Origin of the sequence: Mesorhizobium sp. M8A.F.Ca.ET.218.01.1.1 (assembly GCF_004791165.1) — a bacterium.
Taxonomy (GTDB): domain Bacteria; phylum Pseudomonadota; class Alphaproteobacteria; order Rhizobiales; family Rhizobiaceae; genus Mesorhizobium.
This window is the reverse complement of sequence record NZ_SRUZ01000002.1, coordinates 760,063-784,273: the sequence shown is the minus strand read 5'-3', so window position 1 is coordinate 784,273 and position 24,211 is coordinate 760,063. Positions and strand designations below refer to the sequence as shown.

The window sequence follows — 24,211 nt, the reverse complement described above, 5'->3', positions numbered from 1 at the left end:
AGGGCGATGAGGGGCAGCGCCGACCTCGGCGATTGTCTAAACCAACCCCCGCTTCACCATCATCGCGTCTGCCGAAGGCATCTTGCCGCGAAACGCCGTGTAGAGCTCTTCGGGATCCTTCGAGCCGCCGGCGGCGTAGATGTTCTTCCTCAGCCGCTCGGCAAGCGCCGGGTTGAAGGGGTCTCCGGTCTCCTCGAAGGCGGCGAAGGCATCGGCGTCGAGCACCTCCGACCACATGTAGGAATAATAGCCGGCCGAGTAACCGTCGCCCGAGAAGACATGGCCGAAATGCGGGGTGCGATGGCGCATCGCGATCGTGTCGGGCATGTCGAGCTTTTCCAATGTTTCGCCCTCGAAACGAAGCGGCTGTTCCGGCGCGTCGGGCCGTGCATGGTAGGCCATGTCGATCAAGGCGGAGGCGGTGAACTCGACCGTGGCGAAGCCGGCGCCGAAAGTGCGCGCGGCCAGCATCTTGTCGAGCAGCGCCTTGGGCATCGGCTTGCCGGTCTTGACATGAAGCGCGTGCTTTTCCAGCACCGCCGGCACCGTCAACCAGTGCTCGTAGAGCTGCGAGGGCAGTTCGACGAAGTCGCGGCTGACCGAAGTTCCGGAAACCGATGGCCAGGTGACGTCGGTCAGCATGCCATGCAGCGCATGGCCGAATTCGTGGAACAAGGTCTTCGCCTCGTCGACCGACAGCAGGGCCGGCTCGCCCGCGGGCGGCTTGGCGAAGTTCATGACGTTGTAGATCACCGGCTTCGCGCCGTGACCGAGCTTATATCCGGACTTCAGCGCGCTCATCCAGGCGCCGGAGCGTTTCGAGGGCCGCGCGAAATAGTCGGCCAGGAACAGGCCGCGCTCGCTCCCGTCGGCGTTTTTCACCACGAAGACACGCGCGTCCGGGTGCCAGGCGGCAATACCCTTCTTCTCCTCGAAAGTGATGCCGAACAGCCGCGTCGCCACGTCGAAGCAGGCGTCGATGACGCGGTCGAGCTGCAGGTAGGGTTTGAGTTCGGCCTCATCGAAGGCGAACTTTTCCGCGCGCAGCTTCTCCTGGTAGAAGCGCCAGTCCCAGGCGGCGAATTTTTCGTTGCTGCCGGCTTCGGCCGCCAGCCGCTCCAGTTCTTTCTGGTCGGCGGCGGCCCTTTCCACCGCCTTTTCCCAGACCGGGTCGAGCAGCGCATGCACCGCCTTCGGTGTCTTGGCCATGGTGTCGTCGAGCTTGAGCGCGGCGAAGGAGGCATAGCCGAGCAGCTTCGCCTTCTCGGCCCGCAGCTTCAGCATGTCGCGCACCACGGTCGTGTTGTCGGACGCACCGCCGTTCTGGCCGCGCATGGTGAAGGCGCGAAAGACGATCTCGCGCAGGTCGCGGCGCTCGGAGAAGGTGGTGAACGGCTCGTAGATCGAGCGCGACAGTGTGACGGCGTAGCGGCCCTTCTGACCACGTATCTCGGCGGCCTCGGCCATCGAGCTTTTTACGAAGTTCGGCAGGCCGGCAAGGTCGGCCTCGTCGAGGAACAGCGCCCAGTCGCGCTCGTCGGCAAGCACGTTCTGACCGAAAGTCGTGCCGAGCGACGACAGCTCCTCGCTGATTTTCGCCAACCGCTTCTTGCCGTCGGCATCGAGCTTGGCGCCGGAACGGACGAAGCCTTTCCAGGTCTTCTCCAGGACGCGCAGCGTCTCGGGATCGAGCTTCAGGCTCTCGCGGCGTTGGTAGAGGTCGTCGATGCGGGCAAACAATTTTTCGTTCATCGAGATCGCCGAGAAGTGCCTCGACATCTTCGGCGAAATGTCGCGCTCCAGCGCCTGGATCGTCTCGTTGGTGTAGGCGCCGGCACGGCACCAGAAGATCGACGAGACGTGATCGAGCGCCTCGCCGCCCAGTTCCAGCGCGGCAAGCGTGTTGTCGATGGTCGGCGCATCCTTGTTGGTGGCGATCGCGTCGATCTCGGCCTCATGCGCCTTCAGCGCGGCGTCGAAGACAGGGGAGAAATCACCGTCGCCAATATGGGCAAAATCGGGCAGGCCGAGCGGTCCTCGCCACGCGGTCAACGGATGGGCGGCGAGATCGACGGCTTTCGGAGAGGGCATGGAGGGTCTTTCGCTGGCATCAGAAGGAGGGTGTCACCGATGTAGGGCGTGGCCCGCGGGCCCGCAATATGCCAGTTGGCCGATCCGCCTCAGTAGCCCTCGCAGTTTTCGGCGATCGCGGCTTGCGAGCTGGCGGTGATGCGGTTGTTGTTCACCGCGAAGGTTTCCTGCATCAGCATGTCATTGTCGGGGAAATCGTAGCAGGCGATCACGGTGGTGACCCCGCCCTCGCTCTTCTCGATGCGGTGCCGGATAGCAGCACCGGCAACCGCGCCTTTCCATTCGTCGAGCGAAGCGATGAATTCCTGCTTGCTCTGGACGACGCCGAGGTCGTCGAGCTTGATGCGGACGTCGTCGGCGAGCAGGTCTGACAGCTCGGTGCGATCGGCGACCAGCAGCGCCGAATACCAGCGGCTGATGATGGCGCGGTCATCGGCGCGAGCGGCAACGATCGCTATCAGCAGCGCGGCCGCCGCGAAAACGACCGGCCGGACGCTCATCGCCTGCCGCGCCGTACCGGTCATTCCAGCACCGGGCGCTCGAAATCGCCGGTTTCCTTGTTCATCACCCAGAGCTCGCCGGTCGAAATGTCGAACCAGGCTCCGTGCAGCGACAGCCGCCCCTTGCCCTCGAGGATCGAGACGCAGGGAAAGGTCCTGAGGTTGGCGAGGGAATAGCGAATCGAGATGCGCTCGAGTGCCGTCTGGCGCTCCGTCGCCGTCATGAAGGTGCTGGCCGACACCGTCTCGGCGGCGGGCGCGATCAGGCTCATCCACTTGCCGATGAAGTCGCCGGGAGACAGCGGCGCGGCGTTGCTGTCGAGCGCGGCGCGGATACCGCCGCAGCGGCCGTGGCCCATGACGACGATGTTCTTGACCTTGAGACTCTGCACCGCGAATTCGAGCGCCGCCGAAGTCGAATGGAACTCGCCGTCCGGCTCGTAAGGCGGCACCAGGTTGCCGACATTGCGCAGCACGAAGAGCTCGCCGGGGCCGGCGTCGAAGATCGCCTCGGGCGCGGATCGCGAGTCACAACAGGCGACGATCATGGTCTCGGGCGCCTGGCCTTCGCGGGCGAGCTCGCGATAGCGGCCGCTCTCGGTGAGGTAGCGGCCGTTCATGAAATTGCGGTAGCCGGCGAGGAGGTGTTCGGGAAGATGAGGCATGGGCGGCTAAGGCCTTTCCGGGTTGGAGGCGGCAGCTCTGCTATTTTGTTTACGCATCGTGCTTTCCGAAAGCCGATTCCGGCTTTCGGGCCGATACGTTGCGGTCGAGGAAAGGCTCTAACGGCAAAAGCCCGCTACGAGCAATGCAGAATTGTAGGGGCTGGCCATAAATGCCATGCGCCAAAAGCGTGACGCCCGCCGACATTGTCATGCCCAGATGGCGACCGGTATGCCAAAACCGTCAGCGAGCGGCGGGTCGGGAAACGGTTTTGCTTTGCCGCTGGCGATGCGGCCGGCGATCAGCGCCATCGCCGCCGCATCGAGGAAATCGTCGGCGGCCGCACCACGTGGCGGCGGCTGGTCGAGGAAATCCATTTCATAGCCATGCCGGCAAAGCAGTGCCTTGCGCTCCGCCATGCCGGCCGGGTTGACACTGCCCTTGATCTTCTTCGGCAACAGCATGGCCTGGTCGCCATTCAGGCGGCAGAAGGCGACTTCCGGATGCGATTCGAAGACGCGGCCGCGCAGTTCGGGCTGCGCGATCAGCAACGCGTCTATTTCACGGATCTTGGAGAAGATGCCGAAGGTCTGGATGGAAACGCCGCGCGGTGGATCGGATGTGGTCCTGGCCACCTCGCTTGCGCTGCGATGCGCGGCGTACCAGGCTTCGATCGTGGTGAAGCCGCAGGTGTCGGCATAGAGCGCGGCGCGGGACGGGATCGAGAAGACGCTGGACTGGCGCGCGCCGAGCAGCGGCCGCACCAGCGCTTCCGGTCCGCGCCCGCCCTTTTGCGAAAATTCCGGCAAGCCGATCGGCATGTCGACGGCGACGATCGCGTCATCGGGGATCGCCGCCAGCAGGGCGGCGAAGGTGGGGAAGACATCGACCGAAGGCGCGGGGCTGGCGTCACGAGGTGTCGAACCGGGTTCGTGCAGCACGGCGATCCAGCCGGCCTTGCAGCCATCGGCGCCGACGAGCACGATTTCGGGGGTCACGCCCGGCGGTCCCGCCCCGGATGCGTCAGGTGGCGAAGCTGGACCATGGCCATCGGGTGCGACAGGCTCTGCGCATCGGTTTCGAGCTGCAATTCGTCGCCGCCGCGCTTGGCCGTGCGCGCCAGGATCTCGTAGACCGCCGCCGTGGTCGACTGCAGCGCCTTGATCGCCGGCTGGCCGGACAGGATGCGCGCCAGGTAGACGGCGGCCGTCAGGTCGCCCAGCCCATTCGGCGGCTTGTCGATCAGGCGGTGTTCGGCGAGCAGCGCCTGGGTGCCGTCGAGCAGCAAATTGCCGGTGCCGCCTGAAATCATCGACGGTGCCGAGGTGACCAGCATGGTCGGCGGTCCGGCATGGAGCGCCGCCGAGATCACCGATTTCAGGTCGGGTAGCGGCGCGCCGGCCATCCATTCCAGCTCATAGCGGTTGGGGGTGGCGATGTCGGCGATCGGCATCAGGCGGTCGCGCATGGCGGCGGCGGTGGGCTCGGGCACATAGAGGCCGCCGGAATCACCCATCACCGGATCGCAGATATAGACGGCGTCAGGCGTCCTGGCCTTGACCGCGGCGACCAGCGAGGCGACCGCCTCGGCCTGGCCGGCCTCGCCGAGGTAACCGGAGAGCACGGCGCCGACTTCACCCAGCCACGGCGCGCGCTCCAGATCGGCCATCAGCGCCTTGAACTGGTCGAGCGGCGGCACGATGCGGGTGGCGCGGCCATGTCCGGGATGCCAGGGCAGGATGATTGTCGGCACCGCCCACACCGGAAAGCCCAAGGTCTCCAGCGCGAAGACGGCGGCGCGGTTGCCGACGGAGCCACGGGCGACATGGCTGGAAATGACGATGACCGCGCGCGGCGCGTCGGCTTTTTCGGCGCTCATTGTTTCTTGATTCCTAGCTGCCCCGGGTGAGGAAAAGCACGAGCCAGACCATCAGGCCCAGCGCCAGAAGCAGTCCGAGTATCCGGCCAACGCGCGTGCCCCAGACTTCGATCGGATCCGTGCGATCGGCGTCGGCCGCGGAGACGTGGTCGCGCATGCCTTTCGTCGTCCGTGCCACGAAAGAGTTGCCGGCCGGATCGGTCTCCTGCGCGACGCGCTGGAGGATACGGCGCGATTCGCTGTCGCTGTTCTGGCGTTGCGCCATGTTGATGTCCCGTTCTGATCGGACCTTATCGCGTTCGCGGACCCAATCACAGGGCCTTGCGCGGGCCCGATTCACGCAGAGCCTGTTCCAGAGGTCGAGGCCGTTTTCTTGCGCGCCGATTGTGGTAATGCTTCGCCTGCAACTTCTATCGAGGGAACCCCATCATGCTTGCCCAGCGCCTTGCTCGACCATCGACATTCCGCACGCTGCCCGCCTTCCTGATGATGGCAATCGTGCTGCCGCTGCTTGCTGGCTGTGGCTACAACACCATCCCGACAGCGGAAGAAAACGCCAGGGCGGCATGGAGCGAGGTGTTGAATCAGTATCAACGCCGCGCCGATCTCATTCCCAATCTGGTCGAGACGGTCAAAGGCTATGCTTCGCATGAAAAGGACACGCTCGACGCGGTGGTCGAGGCGCGCGCCAAGGCGACGCAGATCACGGTGACGCCGGAAACGCTGAAGGATCCGGAAGCGCTCAAGAAGTTCCAGGATGCCCAGGCAGGGCTGACCAGCGCGCTGTCGCGGCTGATCGCGGTGTCGGAGGCCTATCCCGACCTCAAGGCCAACCAGAATTTCCTGGCGCTGCAGGCACAGCTCGAAGGCACCGAGAACCGCATCGCGGTGGCGCGGCGCGACTACATCCAGGCCGTCAGGGACTACAATCTGACGCTGAAGACCTTCCCGTCGGTGCTGTGGGCGACCTTCTGGTTCCGTGGCAACGAGCCGTTCGCCAACTTCACCGTCGACGAAGACAAGATGCAGCCGCCGAAGGTCGACTTCGGCACGAAGCAGGGCGGGTGAACGGGCCATTGTTTCGCGGGGCCTGAAAGCATTGCGTTCCGTGGCGCCCCCCTCTGTCCTGCCGGACATCTCCCCCACGAGGGGGGAGATCACATGTCGCGTTGGCTTTCGCCAATCTCCAACGCCTAAAAGGGAGAGCCGGCGGTCAAGCCGCCAATCTCCCCCCTCGTGGGGGAGATGTCCGGCAGGACAGAGAGGGGCGCCTCGCGCGTACCTCACTCTTCTTGGGTTTCTTCTCGGGTTCCTTCTCCTACCCCTAAGCGCCTTCGCCGCCGATCTGCCGGCGCTCACCGGCCGCGTGGTCGACAATGCCGGCATCATCGATGCCGGCACACGTGCGGCGCTGACCCAAAAACTCGCGGACTTCGAAACCAAGGGCTCGGATCAGATCGTCGTCGCCACCATCCCCAGCCTCGACGGCGAGGAGATCGAACCCTACGCCAACCGGCTGTTCCGTTTCTGGAAGCTCGGCCAGGCCAAGGAGAACAACGGCGTCCTGCTCCTGGTCGCGCCAAACGACCGCAAGATGCGCATCGAGGTCGGCTATGGGCTGGAAGGCACGCTGACCGATCTGCATACCAGGCTGATCATCGAGAACGACATGGTGCCGGCGTTCCGTGCCGGCGATTTCTCCGGCGGCATCTCCAAGGCCGTCGACGACATGGTCATGGTGCTGGAAGGCAATCCCGAGGAACTGGAGGCGCGCGGCCGCCGCAATCCCGCCGACAGCAGCACTTCCATGGACCCGATCGTCGCCGTGTTCCTGATCCTGTGGGCGACGATGTTCTTCGGTGGCCTGGCAATGGCATTCCTGCCGCCGATGTTCGGCACGAAGCTGTCGCCGGGCGTGTATAGATGGCTGGGGATGACGTTTCGCTATGGCCAGGGAGCGGGCGGATCCACGGGCAGCAGCGGCTGGACGACGGGGTCGTCGGGCGGCGGCTGGTCCTCGGGCAGTTCCGGCGGCGGGTGGTCCTCGGGGTCAAGCAGCGGCGGCGGCGGGTTTTCGGGCGGCGGCGGCTCGTCCGGCGGTGGCGGTTCTTCAGGAAGCTGGTGAGACAAGATCATGGCAACACGACCGATCAGCCCGCAGGATCATGAGCGCATCGCCGCTGCGATCCGTGCCGCCGAAGCGCAAACCGATGGCGAGATCTATTGCGTCGTGGCGCATGCCAGCGACGGTTATTTCGCCCCCGCCGCGCTGATGGCGACCCTCGGCATGCTGATCGTCAGCCTTGCCGTCGCCTATGGGCTGGAAGCCTGGTGGCTCACCATCCGCCTGCCGCATTTCGTCATTGCCGAGTTGCTGGCGCTGGCCTGCGTGCTGGCCCTGCTGTGGACGCTGCCCGGCCTGCGCATCCACATGGTGCCACGCCGGCTGCGCTATCAGGCAGCGCACGCCAATGCGGTCAAACAGTTTCTCGCCCGCAACGTTCACCGCACCACGGCGCGCACCGGCGTGCTGATCTTCGTCTCGATCGCCGAGCGCTACGCCGAGGTGGTGGCCGATTCAGGCATCGACGCCAAGGTCGGCCAACAAGTCTGGGACGGAGTGGTGCGTGACCTGACCGCCCATGCCGGGGACGACCGGCTCGCCGACGGCTTCGTCAAGGCGATCGAGCAGGTGGGGGCGGTGCTGGCCGAGCATTTCCCTGTTACGCCGGGCGATACCAACGAACTGGACGACCATCTGGTCGAAATCTGAGTCTGCCGGCAGACGCCACCCTGCCGATCCGGCCCATTTCGGGACGGGGCTTATCCAATTTCGGCAATGTCAGGATCGGATGTAGAAAGCGGTTGGCGGGCCGCCCCGGACTCTTGCAATCGGCCGATGCGGGTTTATGGTTAACAAATCATGAATACGCTGACGATCGATATTCGGAAGGCAGACCCGCGCGATGCCGGCGCCATTGCCGAGGTGCACCTGGAAGCCTGGCGCGGCGCCTATAGCGGCATCATCCCGCACCGCACGCTGACGTCGATGATCAACCGCCGGGGAACCGACTGGTGGGCGAATGCCATCCGCCGCGCGGCGACCGTGCTGGTCGTCGAGATCGGCGGCACGATTGCCGGCTATGCGACGATCGGCAAGAACCGCGCCAAGGAGCTCAAGCAGCAAGGCGAGATCTACGAATTGTACCTGCGCCCGGAATATCAGGGCATCGGGCTGGGCAGGCGGCTGTTTTCAGCGGCCAGGGCGCGGCTTGCCGACCATGGGCTGAAGGGCATGGTGGTGTGGGCGCTGGAAGACAACCAGAACGCACTCGCCTTCTACGCAGGTGCCGGCGGACGCGACATCGCCGAAGGGGTCGAGATTTTCGAGCAGAAGGCGCTGAAGAAGGTCGCCTTCGTCTGGGAGTGACTGCCGGGCACGATCGCGGAAGGCGAAGTCCCGGGCTCACGTAAATCACGACGCTGAAACATCTTGTGCCGATGATTGAACGCGCCGAACGCCATCGCGTCCCGCCGGATGCATGTAAGCACCATTCGCCGCATTGCACCATTTTGCGCCGCCCGCTATCTCCTGCCAATCGAGAGAGGGACAAAAGCCATGCGCATCGAAGCCATAGCCACTGGAAAGAATCCGCCTGAGGACGTCAACGTCATCATCGAGGTGCCGATCGGCGGCGAGCCGATCAAGTACGAGATGGACAAGGAGGCCGGCACGCTGTTCGTCGACCGCTTCCTGCACACCTCGATGCGCTACCCCGGCAATTACGGCTTCGTGCCGCACACGCTGTCGGGCGACGGCGACCCGATCGACGTGCTGGTTTGCAACACGCGTGCGCTGGTGCCGGGCTGCGTCATCAATGTGCGGCCGATCGGCGTGCTGATCATGGAAGACAATGCCGGCCAGGACGAGAAGATCATCGCGGTGCCGTCACCGAAGCTCACACTGCGCTACGAGAACATCACCGAATACACGCAGCTGCCCGACATCACGCGCCAGCAGGTGCAACACTTCTTCGAGCACTACAAGGATCTCGAGCCCGGCAAATGGGTCAAGATCGAAGGCTGGCACGATTCCAAATACGCCAAGAGGATGATCATCGACGCGGTTGCACGGGCAAAGGCGAGCAAGTAGCTCGAGCGGTCAGTTATCAACCCGGCCGAAAGCCGGCACGTCGCCGATCACCACGCGCTTGTCCTTGCCGCAGGCGAAGCCTTTCGCCTTCTCGTCGGCGATCTTGCGCGCCTGGTCGTTGGCGGTAGGGTTGCCGGTGGCCAGCACCAGGCCGACGGTGCAGCCGTCACGGGCGTCCATCTGGGCGACCTTGGCGACGAGCAGCACCTCGGTCTTCCTGGTCTCGTCCTCGGGATTGCTGATCGAGCGGCGGTGGATGACCGCGAATGGCACCGCCTTGTCGCCATTGGTTTCGATGCGCCACTCGACCTTGGCCCCGGACGAATTGAAGGCCGAAAAACTTTCCCAGGCGGACGTCATGTCGCCGCCGGGCGGAAAACCGTAGAACAGCGATTCGCGGGCGTCGTCATATCCGATCAGCACGGAATAGCCGCGATAGCCGGAGCAGGCGAGGTCGGCCCAATCGCCGTCGCCCTGCTCGGCCTGCGCATAGGTCACGCAGTCCTTCTTCCAGTCGAGGTCGGTGTAGGCGCTGGATATCTCGCCGGCTTGTGCCGCCTGGCAGAGGCCGGCGAGGATGAGCGGGATCAACAGGCTGCGCATCGCGGGGATCTCCGTTGGCGGTCGTCCCAGCGTATCGCCAATCGCTATTTCTTCAAGCTCGCCTCGATCAGCAGGTCGGCGTTGCGGGCGACCGACTGTGCCGGTCCGCCGAGGCCGAACAGCTGGCCGCTGATATAGGCGCCTTCGATGAGCAGCAGCAGCCCGTCGCCCAGCGTGTCAGGATCATGCGCGCCCATCGCAGCCGCCATGGCGCGCAGGCGGCGGCGCAATTCCTGCTTGTTGGCCTCGCTGACGACGCGGGCCGGATGGCTGTGGTCGGGATATTCGACCGCCGCATTGGTCATGCCGCAGCCGCGATAGTCCGCCACCTGCGTTCGCTTGCCGATGCGGGTCAGGAAAGCCTTGATCTGCGCACGAGGGTCCCCGGGATTGGCGGCAACCGCCTCATCGAAACGCTCCCAGTATTCAAGATCGTATTGCCTGAGGTAGGAGGCGGCCAGTTCGTCCTTGGAGGGAAAGCTGCGATAGAGGCTCGGCTTGGTGACGCCGGCGCGCTTGACGATCTCGTCGACACCGATCGCCCTGATACCTCGCCGGTAGAACAGGTCATAGGCCACGTCGAGGATCTTCTTGGCGGCCTTGGGTGGCGCCGACGCATGACCGTCGCTGATGGTCAGTTCAATATTTTTGTCGCTTGGCATCATGGGACTCGATTGACAATGTTACCGATCGGTACGTATACATACTCCCACCTTGCAACGTACCGGTCAGTAACATGATAGCTCAATCCCGTCCGTTTGGCCAGCGCTACGCTTTCGTCGTGGTTGGCGTCATCTTCCTCTGCCTGCTGATCGCGGCCGGCCTGCGCTCCGCGCCGTCCGTCATGATGCTGCCGCTGGAAAACAGCTTCGGCTGGCGGCGCGACGTCATTTCATTGGCCGCAGGCGTAGGCATCCTGCTCTATGGGCTGACCGGTCCGTTCGCCGCGGCGCTGATGGAACGCATCGGGCTGCGCCGCACGCTGCTTGCGTCGCTGGTGGTGATGTCGGCTTCGACCGGGCTCAGCCTGCTGATGACCAAGCCCTGGCATCTGTTCATCACCTGGGGCGTTTTTTCCGGCATCGGATCCGGCGCCGTCGCCAGCGTGCTGGGTGCCACCATCGTCAACCGCTGGTTCAAGACCAATCGCGGCCTTGTCATGGGGCTGATGTCGGCCTCCAGTGCCACCGGCATGCTGATTTTCCTGCCGCTGATCGCCTCGCTTGCGCAGGCAGGCGGCTGGCAGCCTGTCGTCATCGCCGTCGCGATCGCGACCACGGCGTTGATCCCTCTGGTCTGGCTGCTGGTGCCGGAGCGCCCGGCCTCGATCGGCATGGTGCGTTATGGCGCAGAGGCGGATGATGTGCCGCCGACTTCGCCCGCGTCACAAGGCAACTTCCTGGCGCATACGCTCAACACGTTGCGCCGGGCCGCCGGCACGCGGGTGTTCTGGTACCTGTTCGCCACCTTCTTCGTCTGTGGCTTCACCACCAACGGTCTCGTCGGCACACATCTGATCGCGTTCTGCGGCGACATGGGCATCGGGGAGATGCAAGCGGCCGGCCTGTTGTCGATGATGGGCATTTTCGACCTGATCGGCACGACGCTGTCAGGATGGCTCACCGACCGTTACGACCCGCGCAAACTGCTTGGCGTCTACTACGCGGTGCGTGGTCTCTCGCTCATCTACCTGCCCTATTCCGGCTTCTCGGCGACCAGCCTGATCATCTTCGCGGTGCTCTACGGTCTCGACTGGATCGCCACCGTGCCGCCGACGCTGCGGCTCGCCAACGAAGCCTTCGGCGACCGTAGCGGGCCGATCGTGTTCGGCTGGATCGTCGCCGGTCACCAGGTGGGTGCCGCCACCGCCGCCGCCTTCGGCGGTACGATGCGCGAACTGCAGGGCAATTACGAACTGGCGTTCCTGATTGCCGGCATGACGGCGATCGCCGCCGCCTGTATTTCGCTCCTGATCAACACCAGCCGGCCGGCTTTCGATCCGGAACCGCAGCCGGCTTGAGGCGGCAGGCAGAATGGCCGATCTTCCCACGAGGGGGAGATCGGCAGCTTCGCGGAACGGCGCGAACTTTCAGTCGGGATAGCAGACCATCGGAATGTTGGGCCAAACCGCCGCATCACAATTGGCGCTGGCCTGTCTCTGCTTGAAGGCGGCGCTGACCGGGCCGGTCACCACCGGGTCGACGCCATCGGGCGCGTCGGCAAAGGCCTGTTGCGCGGAAGGCGCGTCAGCCGGCAGGACGGCACGCGCTTCCTTCAGCGTCGCGGCTGATTGCGCGGCATTGGCCGCCAGCAGGACGGCAAAGGCGGCGGACGCGATCAGCGGCCAAAATCGGTTGAGTTTATCGGTCATGACGTTCGAACTGTCCGGGCCCTCAAAGGTTCCCGCCTTGGTTAACAAAATCATTTCACACGCAGATGCTTAAGATTTGATGAGTATTTGGTGTCGCGCTTCCCCTTTCGCAACTGCGAAAAACCCTGTATGAGCCGCGCAACCGAAAGAGGCAGCGCCTTTGGCCTGCTGCCTGCAACGCTTCCGAGACCAGAATCATGAACCTCCGTAATATCGCGATCATCGCGCACGTCGACCATGGAAAGACCACCCTGGTCGACCAGCTTTTGAAGCAATCCGGGTCTTTCCGAGACAACCAGCGCGTCGCCGAGCGCGCCATGGATTCCAACGACCTCGAAAAGGAACGCGGCATCACCATCCTGGCCAAGGCGACCTCGGTCGACTGGAAGGACACCCGCATCAACATCGTCGACACCCCCGGCCACGCCGATTTCGGCGGTGAGGTCGAGCGCATCCTCTCGATGGTGGATTCGGCCATCGTGCTGGTCGACGCCGCCGAAGGGCCGATGCCGCAGACCAAGTTCGTCGTCGGCAAGGCGCTGAAGGTCGGTTTGAAGCCGATCGTCGTCATCAACAAGATCGACCGTCCCGACGCCCGCCATGTCGAGGTGGTCAACGAGGTGTTCGACCTGTTCGCCGCGCTCGATGCCACCGACGAGCAGCTCGACTTCCCGATCCTCTATGGTTCGGGCCGCGACGGCTGGGTGTCGGAAAATCCCGAAGGCCCGAAGGACCAGCAGCTTGCGCCGCTGTTCGACCTCGTCATCAAGCATGTCCCGGCGCCGACCGTTCATCCCGGCCCGTTCCGCATGATCGGCACCATCCTGGAAGCCAACCCGTTCCTCGGCCGCATCATCACCGGCCGCATCGAGAGCGGCACGCTGAAGTCGAACCAGGCGGTCAAGGTGCTGCACAATGATGGCACCCAGATCGAAACCGGCCGCATTTCGAAGATCCTTGCTTTCCGGGGCCTCGAGCGCCAGCCGATCGAAGAGGCGCAGGCAGGTGACATCGTTGCCATTGCCGGCCTGTCCAAGGGGACCGTCGCCGACACGTTCTGCGACCTGGCGGTGACCGAGGCGCTGCATGCGCAGCCGATCGACCCGCCGACCGTGACCATGTCCTTCCTCGTCAACGACAGCCCGCTCGCCGGTACCGAAGGCGACAAGGTGACCAGCCGCGTCATCCGCGACCGGCTGCTGCGCGAGGCCGAAGGCAATGTCGCGCTGAAGATCGAGGAATCGCCCGACAAGGATTCGTTCTTCGTCTCCGGACGTGGCGAATTGCAGCTCGCCGTGCTGATCGAGACCATGCGCCGCGAAGGCTTCGAAATCGCCGTCTCGCGTCCACGCGTCGTGATGCAGAAGGGCGAGAACGGCGAATTGCTGGAGCCGGTCGAGGAAGTCGTCATCGACGTCGACGAGGAGCATGCCGGCGTCGTCGTGCAGAAGATGTCGGAGCGCAAGGCCGAAATGGTCGAGCTGCGGCCCTCGGGCGGCAACCGCCAGCGCATCGTCTTCCACGCGCCGACGCGCGGCCTGATCGGTTACCAGTCGGAATTGTTGACCGACACGCGCGGCACCGCCGTGATGAACCGGCTGTTCCATGCCTACGAGCCCTACAAGGGCGAATTGCCCGGCCGCACCAACGGCGTGCTGATCTCCAACGAGCAGGGCGAGTCGGTCGCCTACGCCATGTGGAACCTGGAAGACCGTGGCCCGATGGTCATCGATCCGGGCGTCAAGGTCTATCAGGGCATGATCATCGGCATCCACAGTAGGGACAACGACCTCGAAGTGAACGTGCTGAAGGGCAAGAAGCTGACCAACATCCGCGCCGCCGGCAAGGATGAAGCGGTCAAGCTCACCCCGCCGATCCGCATGACGCTGGAGCGCGCGCTGGCCTGGATCCAGGACGACGAGCTGGTCGAGGTGACGCCGAAGACTATTCGCCTGCGCAAGCTCTATCTCGACCCGAACGAGCGCAAGCGCTTCGAGAAGTCGTCGAAGGCGGTCGGCGCGGCGTAATTTTCCATTTTACGGAACTGACGGAAGGGGTGAGGCACATCGGTGCCTCACCCCTTTTTCATCCCCCAGCGGCCAGGATGATGGCCTGCCGATCTGGTTCGCTGGCAAGATTGACGCGGATCGTCGTCCCCTCGCGGGCTGGCTTGCGAAGGGCTTTGCTCCCCTCGGGATCAACGACCAGCAGCCGTCGCTCCTCCAGCGCCTGGAGCCGCGATCGCGAGATGCCGAATTCGCTGGCCAGCAAGCGGTCGAGCCTCAGCGATATCGGCACTTCCAAACCCAGCCGAAGTTCCAGCGCCGTCGCGCTCTGCTTCATCCCGCCGATCACCTGTTTGCGCACGGCGGCATCAGGGAATTCCTCGACACGCCCAACCTGGTTGCGCAGGGCGACGATGTCGAAGGCATGGCGACGTGCCAACTCCGGATCGTTGCTCTCGAGCGCCGCGAGCAGCGCCGGCTCGATGTCACGGCGGTTGCAGCGTTCGAAAATGCCGAAATTCCAGGAATTGTCGCAGTCGGCGCAACGATAGATCAGCCAGACGTCGATGCGCTTGCCATTGGCGTTGACGCGGAATTTCCCGCTGCAGCGATAGGCTTTCACGCCGCCGCAGCGATTGCAGTTGATCAATGGGCGCGGTGCGATTTCAGGCGCGATCGTCCAGTGGATGCGCAGGATAGAAGACATGCCGGTAAGTCCTTCCCGTCGGGAAGTTCATCCGGTCGGCGATGTCGAGATGCCCGTGCGGGCGCGGCGTGGCGGGTGGCTGCGGAGATCGTGAAGTCGGGTGTCGCTGGGCGAAAAGCGCGCGACAGCGGTTCAGCAGTGCCAAACCGGTCTCGAACCGCCGCCCAGAGGAACACATGAAAAATGAAACAGGCACTGCTGATGCGGCGCCATGCAGGTGTGTCGGGGGAGTTGACGAGACCGGCGGTTACTGAGGCAAAGTGAAGCTCGAAATTGTTTCGCGGCGGCCCTTCTAGCGGCGTGACGCCGCGCGGACAAGCGTCATTTTGTCGGCGCTACCGCGGCTCGATCGCTTGCGTTAGTGTCAGGCTTCAAAGGTTGCCAGACAGAGACCCTCGCCATGCACCTCACCTCGCTCCTGATCTTCGCCGCCGCCTTGTTCGTGGCCGCCGGTTCGCCCGGTCCATCGATCGCGGCGCTCGTCGCGCGCGTCATTTCGAAGGGCTTTCGCGACGTGTTCCCGTTCCTGCTTGCCATGTGGATCGGCGAAGGCATCTGGCTTTCGCTGGCGGTGTTCGGGCTTGCCGTGGTGGCGCAGACCTTCCATCTCGCTTTCGTCGCGGTGAAATGGGCTGGCGTCGCCTATCTCGCCTACCTCGCCTGGAAGATGTGGACGGCGCCCGTCGATGCCAAGGAGGGCGAGATGCCGCGTGAAGACTCGCCGGCGAAGCTTTTCTTCGCCGGCATGGCTGTCACGCTCGGCAATCCCAAGATCATGATGTTCTACCTGGCGCTGTTGCCGACCATCATCGACCTCGCTTCGGTCAGTCTCGTCGGCTGGGTCGAACTGACGGCGACCATGGCGGTGGTGCTGATCGCCATCGATCTCGCCTGGGTGCTCGCCGCCTCGCAGGCGCGCAAACTGCTCAGGAGCAAGCGCGCCATGAAGATCGCCAACCGCGTCAGCGCCACGACGATGGCCGGTGCCGCGGCGGCCATCGCGGCGCGCTCTTGAGGCGACCCGTCAGCCCATCATGTTGATGATGGGGGCGATCTCGACGTTGCAGTTTGGCATGGCCAGCATCGGGCAGCCCTTGGCCTTCTCGGCGGCTTCGTCGATATCCCTGGCCTCGATGATCGAGTAGCCGCCGGTCGGGTTGCTGCCGCCATTGTTTTCGACCTTGCCGCCGGGCAGCACCGTCTTCGACATGCCGACAGGATTGCCGCGCTCGACCACGGCCGAGCCGAGTTTTCCGAACCAGTCTGTCCAGGCGTCGGTCATCGCCTTTCGCTCGGAGTCGCTCGTCGGCATCTTGCCGGAGCCGTGATAGACGTAGAGAAACTTCGCCATGTTCTCCTCCCTTGATGAGCGGCATCGAACCGGCACGCGGTCATGCCGCATGCCGATCATCGGACCAAAATGACGAGTGGGCAACGAAAATACCCAATCGCTGATATTCGTGCTGCCGCGAGGTGATCGCCTTGCGCCCTCCTGCCATTCTGAAGGGTGGCGCGCCGGCTCCTGGAATACCGCCTTGCGGCAAGCTTCATCAGTTGGGCAGAACGCCGGCCGTCGGAAGTGAAGCACTCTTCGGGGCCAGCGGCCCGCCGGAATAGAATTTCGAAGCCGGGTTCTCCTGCATGAAATCGTAGGCGACCATGCCGAGCGGCCGCTTTTGCCGTTCCGATGCCGCCTGATGCCAGGGGATTACCTGGCGCAGCGCCTCGAGTGCCGCGGTTGGCGCCGCGCCGAATTTCCGCTGCGGGTTCTGCGCCTTGCGGATTTCCATCCAATAGCTTGCCGTCAACAGGTCCTGCGCCAGCAGGTGGAACGACACGTCGACCGCCTCACGGGCGCGTTGCGTCTTGATGCGGGTTTGCGCTTCCAGGTCCTCGACGGTGGCGACGATCGCTTGGCCATTCGGCGTCACCGGGGTGCCGAGGTCGGCCAGCTCCTGCCAGAGATCGGTCGGCAGATAGCCGTCGAAGGTCGGGATGTCCTTGCGCTCTTCGGGCTTCAGCACATCGGCCGGCTTGACCACGGTGAAGAAGGGGTTGCGGAAGCGCTCGATGCGCTGCGCCACCGCGACGCCAAGATTGGTCAGCGAGATGGTGAAAGCCTCGACCTGATTGGCCATGGGATAGGGATCCCAGTTGGCGTTGGAGAAGATATAGCCGGACTTGCCGTTACTCAGCGGCCCGCCCTTGATGTAATATTTCATGAATTGCGGCGTGCTCAGCTCCGGCGAGCTCTGCGGCGTCAGGCCCGGCAGGATGGCCGGATTGTGATCCGACGAATTGATCGAAAGCAGCACGGATTGGCGCAGATCCGCCCAGGCCTGCCAGGCCGAGCCCTGGCGCTGGCTGGAGGCGCGCATGCTTTCCGGGTCCTGGATGATGCGGGCCGGATCCTCGTCGAAGAGATAGCTGCCCTTGATCATGTCCATGATCCTCGCCGCGTCCCATGTCAGCCACGGGTAAGGCCGCATGGATTGCACCGGCACCGATATCGGCGTCACGCTGGAGTTCATGCCGTTGAGCCCCATGGCGTAGCTGAGGTCGGTCCATTCCAGCAGTTTTCGCGCGTCCTCGAGCAAGAGCACGGCTTGCGCCTGGGCATAGGCATTGGTGCTGATCAGCGCGGCCTGGTCGGCGGCGAAGGGTTCGAGCGGCTTCAGGCCGGCCTGGGAGAGGGCCTGGGAGGCGGGCATGCGTGTGCCGTTGAAATAGGCCTCGCCCTCGCCGACCATCGTCGCGCCGATATTGCCGAGTGTCGCGAGGTCGCCTTCGCCGAGCGTGCCGCGCGATTGCACCACCGGCGTCACCCGCTTGTTCAGCATGTCGACAAGCATATGCGTCAGCTGCGGGCTGGCGGCTTCGTAGGACATGGTGTTGGCGCGGATCGCCATGATCGCGCGCACCAGCGCTTCTTCCTGCAGTTCCGGCCCGTAGCCTCTGTTGACCCCGCCCTTGAAGCGGGCGAGCTGCTGCTCCTTGAGGAGCTTGCTGTTTTCCGGCGTCGTCGGATCGCCGGAGAAGATCACCGTTTCGCGCTGATCGCCGGCGCCACGGTTGAACCAGTAGATCGTGATACCTTCGGCCGCACCCTCGAGCAGCAGGCCATAGGCATCCGCCGAGCGCTGCAGCGCTTCCGGGCTAAGCTCGACCTTGGCGCCGTTGCGGGCGATGTCGATGACCTGATCGATAGTCAGGTCATGCCCGGTCAACGTTACTGTCTTGGCTGCCGCGGTCTCGAAAATGGGCTGATAGGTGGTCGCTGCCTCGAAGGCATGAGCGGGTGGGGTGGCGAGCGCCAGTGTCATGGTCAGGGCGCAGAGAAAAATCCGGGGTTGGGCAATTCGCTCAAGCATAAGGGCTCCTATTCTCGAAGCGTTAGCCTCGGGCACGAAGTTTCACCCCTCGGAAATTTTGTTTCCCGGAAAACTAACTGGCTGCATTCGCCTGTCAACGCTTGATGAGAGCAGGACTGACGGTGCAGCCCGCGTGGCCCTATCGCGCCATGGCGTGGTATTCGTCGTTGGGCCGCATGTCGATTGCCGCCGCGACGCGGTTCGACATGTTGAAGAAGGCCGCGGTCGAGGCGATGTCCCAGATGTCGCGGTCGCTGAAGCCTGCCTGGCGCAGCGCCGCGCGGTCGGCCTCGACGATCCTGGCCGGTTCTTCGGTCAGCTTGACGGCGAATTCGAGCATCGCCGTTTGCTTCGGCGAAAGGTCGGCGGCGCGGAAATTCATCACCATCGTCTCGCCAAGCAAGGGGTCGCCCGAGAGCTGGCGCACCGCCGCGCCATGCGCGGTCAGGCAATAGTAGCAGTGGTTGATGGAGGAGACGGCGACCGCGATCATCTCGCGTTCCAGTTTCGACAGGCCGGATTCGCCCAGCATCAAATCATTGTACATGTCGGTGAAGGCGCGCAGCTTCTTGTCGTCGAAGGCATAGGCCCTGAGGACGTTGGGGACGAGGCCGAGCTTCTCCTCGCATTTGGCGAAATAGGCTTTTGTCGGTTCGCTCGGCTCTGCCGGGGCCAGGTCAAGCGCGGTGATTTTGCCTGTCATGGATCATTTCTCCTCGTCACGCGATGGCCTGCCGCCGAATTCCGATAATTCTTGGCAAGCCGTCAAACCTTTGTCGCCAAACAGCGGTCATCTGCTACCATAGTCGCAAAAGCATGCGACGGGAGGGAAGAAGCGTCATGGCCAGCGTGAAGTCCGCAGCTAAGTCGAAGAAGAAGGCAACGGCGGCGAAGACGGAGGACAGACCGGCCAGGCTTGCCGACTATCTGCTCGCCCGCGCGCCGGCTGAGGATATCGCCGCCTATGACGTGGCCGACCTCGAACGCGCCGCCGATCTCGCCGGCAAGGCGGTCGCCGGCCACAAAAAGGGTGAGTGCGTCGTCGCCGTCGAAGCCGATTCGGGCGTCGTTCGCGAAGGCCGCCCGGTGACGGTCATCACGGTCGTCAACGACAACATGCCGTTCCTGTTCGATTCCATCCTCGGCGAAGTCACGGAGACATCAGGGGGACCGACCCTGGTCACCCATCCGGTGATCACGGTTCGCCATGGCAAAACGGGTGTGGACGAAATCCTCGGCGATGGCAATTTCGCCAAGGACGACGGCAGCCACGACCGGCTGAGCGTGATCCATGTGCACATTCCCCGGTTGACGTCAGCACAGGCAAATGGCTTGACCGAGCGGTTGCGCAAGATGCTTGGCCAGGTCCACGCCGCGGTCAACGACTGGCGGCCGATGCTCGCCCGGCTCGATCAGGCCATCTCCGAATTCCGCTATTCTGCGGTGCCGCTCGACAAGAAGAGCGTCGCCGAGGCCATAGCCTTCCTGGAGTGGCTGCGCGACGACAATTTCACCTTCCTCGGCATGCGTGAATTCAAGTACATCGGCGGCGAGGAAAGCGGCAATCTGGAGCGCTCCGAAAAACCCGGCCTCGGCATCCTGACCGACCCGGACGTGCTGGTGCTGAGGCGCGGCACCGAGGCAGTGACGACGACACCGGAAATCCGCGCGTTCCTGCACGGACCGGAGCCGCTGATCGTCACCAAGGCCAATGCCAAGTCCTTGGTGCACCGGCGCATCTATCTCGACTATATCGGCGTCAAAACCTACACCGCCAAGGGCACGTTGGCGGGCGAACTGCGCATCGTCGGCCTGTTCACCTCGACCGCCTACACGCGCTCGGTGATGAAGATCCCGTATCTCAGGTCCAAGGCCGAAACCATTATCGCCAAGTCGGGTTTCGACCGCCACGATCACTCCGGCAAGGCGCTGATCAACGTGCTGGAAAGCTATCCGCGTGACGAGCTGTTCCAGGTGCCGGTGCCGATCCTGCGCAAGCATGCCGCTGCCATTCTCGGGCTGATCGAGCGGCCGCGCGTGCGGGCGCTGGTGCGTGCCGACCAGTTCGATCGTTTCGTGTCGATCCTCGTCTTCGTGCCGCGCGACCGCTACGACAGCGTCGTGCGCGAGAAGATCGGCGCCTATCTGAAAACCGTATTCGAGGGCCGGCTGTCGGCCTATTATCCGGCCTTCCCCGAAGGCGGGCTGGCGCGTGTGCACTTCATCATCGGCCGGTCCGGCGGCAAGACGCCGAAGGTCGAGCAGGCTACGATCGAGGCGGCGATCCGCGACATCGTGCGCACCTGGGAAGATGCGCTTGCCGATGCGGCCGAAGCCGACGGCAGCGACCCGGCGTTGAAAGCCATCGCCGCGCGGCTGCCGGAAAGCTACCGGGATTCGTTCAGCGCGGCGGTGGCGCTGGCCGATGCCGGGCGCATCGCCAAGATCAGCGCCAGCAATCCGATCGCCATCGACTATTACCGCCATACCGGGCAGAAACCGCAGCAGGCGGCGCTGAAAATCTATCACCATGGCAGTCCGGTGGCGTTGTCGCGGCGCGTTCCGGTGCTGGAGAACATCGGCTTCCGCGTCATCAGCGAGCGGACTTTCGCAGTCGGCGACCAAGCCTCCGGGATGGTCTTCATCCACGACATGGAGCTGGAGAACAGCTACGGCGCGCGAATAGACCTCGCCGACGGCGGCGCGCTGTTCGAGGACGCGTTCCTGTCGGTGTGGCGCGGCGACGTCGACAATGACGGCTATAACGGCCTTGCGCAAACCGCCGGCCTGTGGTCGGGCGAGATTACCATCCTGCGGGCCTATGGCCGCTATTTGCAGCAGGTCGGCATTCCGCAGAGCCAGGATTTCATCGCCGCCGCCCTCAACCGCTATCCCGAAATCGCGCGCGGCCTGCATGACCTGTTCATCGCCCGCCTCGGCCCGACGGCGGAAACGGAAGGCGTGGTGGCGGCCAAGCACCTCAAGGCCAAGATCAAGGATGCGCTCGAAGATGTCCCCAACATCGACGACGACACGATCATACGGCGCTACCTGAACCTGATCGAAGCCTCGCTGCGCACCAATCATTTCGTTGCCGATACGAAAGAGAAAGGCCAGTCGCTGGCGATCAAGCTCGAGTCGCAAGCGGTCGAGGGATTGCCGGCGCCGCGGCCATGGCGGGAAATCTTCGTCTACGGTTCCGAGGTCGAAGGCCTGCATCTGCGCTTCGGCCCGGTCGCACGCGGCGGCCTGCGCTGGTCGGACCGCGCCCAGGACTACCGCACCGAAGTGCTCGGCCTGGTCAAGGCGCAGCAGGTCAAGAACGCCGTCATCGTGCCGGTCGGTGCCAAGGGCGGCTTCTATCCCAAGAAACTGCCGATGAGCGCCGGACGCGACGCCATCTTCGAGGCCGGCACCTCCGCCTACAAGAACTTCGTCTCCAGCCTTTTGTCGATCACCGACAATATCGGGCTGGACGGTGTCATTCCGCCGGCCGGTGTCGTGCGCCGCGACCAGGACGATCCCTATTTCGTCGTCGCCGCCGACAAGGGCACGGCAACCTTCTCCGACACCGCCAACGCCATCTCGGAAAAGCATGGCTTCTGGCTCGATGATGCCTTCGCCAGCGGCGGTTCGGCCGGCTACGACCACAAGAAGATGGGCATCACCGCCAAGGGCGCCTGGGAAGCGGTCAAGCGGCATTTCCGCGAGATGAACCGCGACATCCAGACCTCGCCCTTCACCGTCGTCGGTGTCGGCGACATGTCGGGCGACGTGTTCGGCAACGGCATGCTGTTGTCGCCGAAGACGCGGCTGATCGCAGCCTTCGACCATCGCGACATCTTCATCGATCCCGATCCTGACATGGCTGCCTCGATGGCCGAGCGCGAGCGGATGTTCGCGTTGCCGCGTTCGAGCTGGCAGGACTATGACAAGACCAAGCTGTCGGAAGGCGGCGTCATCGTCTCGCGCAGCCAGAAGTCGATCACCTTGCCGGCTGCCGCGGCGGCCGCGATCGGCCTCGCCAAGACGACCGCCACGCCGGTCGAGATCATGACCGCCATCCTCAAGGCGCCCGTCGATCTCCTGTGGTTCGGCGGCATCGGCACCTATCTCAGGGCATCAACCGAAACCAATGCCGAAGTCGGCGACCGCGCCAATGATGCCATCCGCATCACGGCGCTCGACGTGCGTGCCAAGGTGATCGGCGAGGGCGCCAATCTCGGCGTCACGCAGCGGGCACGCATCGAGTTCGGCATGAATGGCGGCCGCTGCAATTCCGACGCCATCGACAATTCGGGCGGCGTCAACTGCTCCGACGTCGAGGTCAACATCAAGATCGCGCTGGCGTCGGCCATGCGCAAGGGATCATTGACGCGACCGGCGCGCAACAAGCTGCTGGCCGAAATGACCGACGAGGTCGGCGGCCTGGTGCTGTCCAACAACTACCAGCAGACGCTGGCGCTTTCGATCGCCCGCAAGCGCGGCCTCGCCGACATCGCGCATCAAAGCCGCTTCATGACCGCGCTGGAGGCGCGTGGCCTGCTCGACCGCGTGGTCGAGACGCTGCCGTCGCCGGCGGCCCTTGCCGAGCGCGAGGCGCGCGGCGAGCCGCTGACCCGGGCCGAACTCGGCGTGCTGCTCGCCTATGCCAAGATCGTGCTGTTTTCCGACATCGTCGCCAGCGACGTGCCGGATGATGCGCATTTCGACCGCGACCTGATGGGCTATTTCCCGGACCGGATGGCGAAGAAATACGCTTCCGAGATTCATGGCCACCGGCTGCGCCGCGAGATCATCGCCCGAGTCGTCGCCAACGATCTGGTCAATCGCGGCGGCCCATCCTTCGTCAACCGGCTGCAGGAAGCGACGGGGCGCACCGCCGCCGACGTGGTGCGCACCTTTGCCGTGGTGCGCGACGGCTTTGCGCTGCCGGCGCTCTATCGCGAGATCGACGCGCTCGATAACCAGATCGACGGCCAGGTGCAGCTCGATCTCTACCAGATGGTGAGCCGGCTTATCTATATGAGCAGCGGCTGGTATCTGAAAAACGATGCCGGCACGGCATCGCTTGGCCAACGCATCGCCGAGTTACAGGATGCACGCAAGGCGCTGGAGCCCAAACTGGTATCGCTGCTGCCGGCTTTTTCGCGCGAGCGGATCGAGGAGAAGCGGCACGGGCTGTTCAAGGCGGGCGCTCCGGAAAAGCTCGCCGAGCAGCTGGCGATGAGCGAGGCGGCGGAGCTCATTCCCGACATCGCGCTGACGGCGCGCACCTCCGGTGCCGATATCGTCGCGGCCGCCAAGGCGTTCTTCGCCGTCAGCGATGCCTTCCGCATCCCACGCGTCGAGGATGCGGCGCGCTCGATCACGCCATCGGACTATTATGATCAACTCGCTCTGTCCCGCGCCACCGACACGATCGGCGCGGCGCGGCGCGGCATCGCGGTGGCCGCGCTCACCGGCCATGCCAAGGCCGCGGATCCGGTGGCGGCCTGGCTCGAAGCGGGCGGCGAGCGGGTGGCGCGCATCCGCGAACGGCTGCAGGCGTTGACCGAAGGCGGCGACATCACCGTGTCGCGGCTGTCGGTCGCGTCGGGGCTGATGAGCGATTTGACGGGGATGTGAGCATCTCCGAAACGCCGGCGCCGCCCCTCATTGCCCTGCCGGGCATTTCTCCCCGCATAGTGACGGGGAGAAAGGGCTGGCCGCGGCCTCGGCGCCTTCTTTTGGGACGCTGGTGATTGGCGAAATCCGCAGTGACGGCGCCCCTCTCCCCGTCTCTATACGGGGAGAGGATGCCGAAAGGCAGGTGAGGGGCGGCACGAACATTTGCCAGTTTGCATGCCCATGAAAAACATGCAGACA

Annotated in this window: 21 protein-coding genes and 1 pseudogene; 9 read left to right on the top strand and 13 right to left on the bottom strand. The window is 64.2% G+C overall.

Annotated elements, in window-relative coordinates; all coding sequences use genetic code 11:
• Positions 1-36: 36 nt before the first annotated feature.
• From EN861_RS10015 to EN861_RS09990, 6 genes are all read right to left on the bottom strand, one after another.
• Positions 37-2,091, bottom strand: coding sequence for a M3 family metallopeptidase (locus tag EN861_RS10015; RefSeq protein WP_135863327.1), 2,055 nt, complete (start codon positions 2,089-2,091; stop codon positions 37-39).
• A gap of 89 nt (positions 2,092-2,180) precedes the next feature.
• Positions 2,181-2,615, bottom strand: a complete 435-nt coding sequence (locus tag EN861_RS10010) for a nuclear transport factor 2 family protein (RefSeq protein ID WP_127872891.1) — start codon at positions 2,613-2,615, stop codon at positions 2,181-2,183.
• Entirely contained in the window at positions 2,612-3,256 is a 645-nt protein-coding gene (locus EN861_RS10005; protein WP_127872892.1) for a carbonic anhydrase, read from the bottom strand. Before EN861_RS10005 ends, EN861_RS10010 begins: the two co-directional genes overlap by 4 nt.
• Positions 3,257-3,463: 207 nt before the next feature.
• Positions 3,464-4,252 (bottom strand): DUF429 domain-containing protein, encoded by a 789-nt coding sequence (locus EN861_RS10000; RefSeq protein ID WP_127281197.1) that lies wholly within the window; start codon positions 4,250-4,252, stop codon positions 3,464-3,466.
• Positions 4,249-5,133: a pyridoxal kinase PdxY gene (pdxY, locus tag EN861_RS09995; protein WP_127872893.1), complete on the bottom strand. Its 885-nt coding sequence runs from the start codon at positions 5,131-5,133 to the stop codon at positions 4,249-4,251. The genes EN861_RS10000 and pdxY overlap by 4 nt, the downstream gene beginning before the upstream one ends.
• 13 nt (positions 5,134-5,146) lie before the next feature.
• Positions 5,147-5,398 (bottom strand): hypothetical protein, encoded by a 252-nt coding sequence (locus EN861_RS09990; RefSeq protein WP_127280911.1) that lies wholly within the window; start codon positions 5,396-5,398, stop codon positions 5,147-5,149.
• A gap of 164 nt (positions 5,399-5,562) precedes the next feature.
• Here EN861_RS09990 and EN861_RS09985 point away from each other — a divergent pair, with 164 nt between their 5' ends.
• The 5 genes and pseudogenes from EN861_RS09985 (at position 5,563) to ppa (ending at position 9,286) form a co-directional block, all read left to right on the top strand.
• Positions 5,563-6,201 carry a LemA family protein gene (locus EN861_RS09985; protein ID WP_127280912.1) on the top strand — a complete coding sequence of 213 codons (639 nt, stop codon included), beginning with the start codon at positions 5,563-5,565 and terminating at the stop codon, positions 6,199-6,201.
• A 259-nt stretch (positions 6,202-6,460) separates the two neighbouring features.
• Positions 6,461-7,258, top strand: a pseudogene (locus EN861_RS09975) (YgcG family protein); the annotation flags it as partial.
• Between the two features lie 9 nt (positions 7,259-7,267).
• Positions 7,268-7,906: a TPM domain-containing protein gene (locus EN861_RS09970; RefSeq protein WP_127278726.1), complete on the top strand. Its 639-nt coding sequence runs from the start codon at positions 7,268-7,270 to the stop codon at positions 7,904-7,906.
• Positions 7,907-8,056: 150 nt separating this feature from the next.
• Complete coding sequence (locus EN861_RS09965; RefSeq protein ID WP_127278725.1) at positions 8,057-8,563, top strand: GNAT family N-acetyltransferase; 507 nt, start codon at positions 8,057-8,059, stop codon at positions 8,561-8,563.
• Between the two features lie 189 nt (positions 8,564-8,752).
• Positions 8,753-9,286, top strand: a complete 534-nt coding sequence (ppa, locus tag EN861_RS09960) for an inorganic diphosphatase (RefSeq protein WP_127278724.1) — start codon at positions 8,753-8,755, stop codon at positions 9,284-9,286.
• A 9-nt stretch (positions 9,287-9,295) separates the two neighbouring features.
• Here ppa and EN861_RS09955 read toward each other — a convergent pair whose 3' ends face one another.
• Both EN861_RS09955 and EN861_RS09950 read right to left on the bottom strand, forming a co-directional pair.
• Positions 9,296-9,889: a hypothetical protein gene (locus EN861_RS09955; RefSeq protein WP_127278723.1), complete on the bottom strand. Its 594-nt coding sequence runs from the start codon at positions 9,887-9,889 to the stop codon at positions 9,296-9,298.
• 44 nt (positions 9,890-9,933) lie between these two features.
• Positions 9,934-10,551, bottom strand: a complete 618-nt coding sequence (locus EN861_RS09950; protein WP_127278722.1) for a TetR/AcrR family transcriptional regulator — start codon at positions 10,549-10,551, stop codon at positions 9,934-9,936.
• A 74-nt stretch (positions 10,552-10,625) separates the two neighbouring features.
• On the opposite strand from EN861_RS09950, the gene EN861_RS09945 reads away from it, so the two are divergent.
• Entirely contained in the window at positions 10,626-11,909 is a 1,284-nt protein-coding gene (locus tag EN861_RS09945; protein WP_189343593.1) for an MFS transporter, read from the top strand.
• Between the two features lie 69 nt (positions 11,910-11,978).
• On the opposite strand, the gene EN861_RS09940 is transcribed toward EN861_RS09945, so the two are convergent.
• Entirely contained in the window at positions 11,979-12,260 is a 282-nt protein-coding gene (locus EN861_RS09940) for a hypothetical protein (RefSeq protein ID WP_245464393.1), read from the bottom strand.
• Between the two features lie 197 nt (positions 12,261-12,457).
• On the opposite strand from EN861_RS09940, the gene typA reads away from it, so the two are divergent.
• Positions 12,458-14,287 (top strand): translational GTPase TypA, encoded by a 1,830-nt coding sequence (gene typA / locus EN861_RS09935; protein WP_027145159.1) that lies wholly within the window; start codon positions 12,458-12,460, stop codon positions 14,285-14,287.
• 58 nt (positions 14,288-14,345) lie between these two features.
• Here typA and EN861_RS09930 read toward each other — a convergent pair whose 3' ends face one another.
• The gene (locus tag EN861_RS09930) at positions 14,346-14,972 is read right to left on the bottom strand and encodes a DUF1062 domain-containing protein (protein ID WP_127278720.1); all 627 of its coding nucleotides are present in this window, start codon (positions 14,970-14,972) and stop codon (positions 14,346-14,348) included.
• A 400-nt stretch (positions 14,973-15,372) separates the two neighbouring features.
• On the opposite strand from EN861_RS09930, the gene EN861_RS09925 reads away from it, so the two are divergent.
• A complete protein-coding gene (locus tag EN861_RS09925; protein WP_127278719.1) occupies positions 15,373-15,987 on the top strand; it encodes a LysE family translocator in 615 nt (204 codons plus the stop codon).
• Positions 15,988-15,996: 9 nt separating this feature from the next.
• Here EN861_RS09925 and EN861_RS09920 read toward each other — a convergent pair whose 3' ends face one another.
• From EN861_RS09920 to EN861_RS09910, 3 genes are all read right to left on the bottom strand, one after another.
• Positions 15,997-16,323, bottom strand: coding sequence for a YciI family protein (locus EN861_RS09920; RefSeq protein ID WP_127278718.1), 327 nt, complete (start codon positions 16,321-16,323; stop codon positions 15,997-15,999).
• Positions 16,324-16,522: 199 nt separating this feature from the next.
• A complete protein-coding gene (locus EN861_RS09915) occupies positions 16,523-18,343 on the bottom strand; it encodes an aromatic amino acid ammonia-lyase (RefSeq protein ID WP_127278617.1) in 1,821 nt (606 codons plus the stop codon).
• 139 nt (positions 18,344-18,482) lie between these two features.
• On the bottom strand, positions 18,483-19,046 hold the full coding sequence (locus EN861_RS09910; RefSeq protein ID WP_127278616.1) for a peroxidase-related enzyme: 564 nt from the start codon (positions 19,044-19,046) through the stop codon (positions 18,483-18,485).
• 137 nt (positions 19,047-19,183) lie between these two features.
• On the opposite strand from EN861_RS09910, the gene EN861_RS09905 reads away from it, so the two are divergent.
• Positions 19,184-23,971 (top strand): NAD-glutamate dehydrogenase, encoded by a 4,788-nt coding sequence (locus EN861_RS09905; protein WP_135863325.1) that lies wholly within the window; start codon positions 19,184-19,186, stop codon positions 23,969-23,971.
• The last annotated feature ends 240 nt before the right edge of the window (positions 23,972-24,211 follow it).

Bases quoted from the DNA above. Each gene is read 5' to 3' on its own strand.
- EN861_RS10015 (WP_135863327.1), bottom strand. From the start codon at position 2,091: ATGCCCTCTCCGAAAGCCGTCGATCTCGCCGCCCATCCGTTGACCGCG.
- EN861_RS10010 (WP_127872891.1), bottom strand. From the start codon at position 2,615: ATGACCGGTACGGCGCGGCAGGCGATGAGCGTCCGGCCGGTCGTTTTC.
- EN861_RS10005 (WP_127872892.1), bottom strand. From the start codon at position 3,256: ATGCCTCATCTTCCCGAACACCTCCTCGCCGGCTACCGCAATTTCATG.
- pdxY (WP_127872893.1), bottom strand. From the start codon at position 5,133: ATGAGCGCCGAAAAAGCCGACGCGCCGCGCGCGGTCATCGTCATTTCC.
- EN861_RS09990 (WP_127280911.1), bottom strand. From the start codon at position 5,398: ATGGCGCAACGCCAGAACAGCGACAGCGAATCGCGCCGTATCCTCCAG.
- EN861_RS09985 (WP_127280912.1), top strand. From the start codon at position 5,563: ATGCTTGCCCAGCGCCTTGCTCGACCATCGACATTCCGCACGCTGCCC.
- EN861_RS09970 (WP_127278726.1), top strand. From the start codon at position 7,268: ATGGCAACACGACCGATCAGCCCGCAGGATCATGAGCGCATCGCCGCT.
- EN861_RS09965 (WP_127278725.1), top strand. From the start codon at position 8,057: ATGAATACGCTGACGATCGATATTCGGAAGGCAGACCCGCGCGATGCC.
- ppa (WP_127278724.1), top strand. From the start codon at position 8,753: ATGCGCATCGAAGCCATAGCCACTGGAAAGAATCCGCCTGAGGACGTC.
- EN861_RS09955 (WP_127278723.1), bottom strand. From the start codon at position 9,889: ATGCGCAGCCTGTTGATCCCGCTCATCCTCGCCGGCCTCTGCCAGGCG.
- EN861_RS09950 (WP_127278722.1), bottom strand. From the start codon at position 10,551: ATGCCAAGCGACAAAAATATTGAACTGACCATCAGCGACGGTCATGCG.
- EN861_RS09945 (WP_189343593.1), top strand. From the start codon at position 10,626: ATGATAGCTCAATCCCGTCCGTTTGGCCAGCGCTACGCTTTCGTCGTG.
- EN861_RS09940 (WP_245464393.1), bottom strand. From the start codon at position 12,260: ATGACCGATAAACTCAACCGATTTTGGCCGCTGATCGCGTCCGCCGCC.
- typA (WP_027145159.1), top strand. From the start codon at position 12,458: ATGAACCTCCGTAATATCGCGATCATCGCGCACGTCGACCATGGAAAG.
- EN861_RS09930 (WP_127278720.1), bottom strand. From the start codon at position 14,972: ATGTCTTCTATCCTGCGCATCCACTGGACGATCGCGCCTGAAATCGCA.
- EN861_RS09925 (WP_127278719.1), top strand. From the start codon at position 15,373: ATGCACCTCACCTCGCTCCTGATCTTCGCCGCCGCCTTGTTCGTGGCC.
- EN861_RS09920 (WP_127278718.1), bottom strand. From the start codon at position 16,323: ATGGCGAAGTTTCTCTACGTCTATCACGGCTCCGGCAAGATGCCGACG.
- EN861_RS09915 (WP_127278617.1), bottom strand. From the start codon at position 18,343: ATGCTTGAGCGAATTGCCCAACCCCGGATTTTTCTCTGCGCCCTGACC.
- EN861_RS09910 (WP_127278616.1), bottom strand. From the start codon at position 19,046: ATGACAGGCAAAATCACCGCGCTTGACCTGGCCCCGGCAGAGCCGAGC.
- EN861_RS09905 (WP_135863325.1), top strand. From the start codon at position 19,184: ATGGCCAGCGTGAAGTCCGCAGCTAAGTCGAAGAAGAAGGCAACGGCG.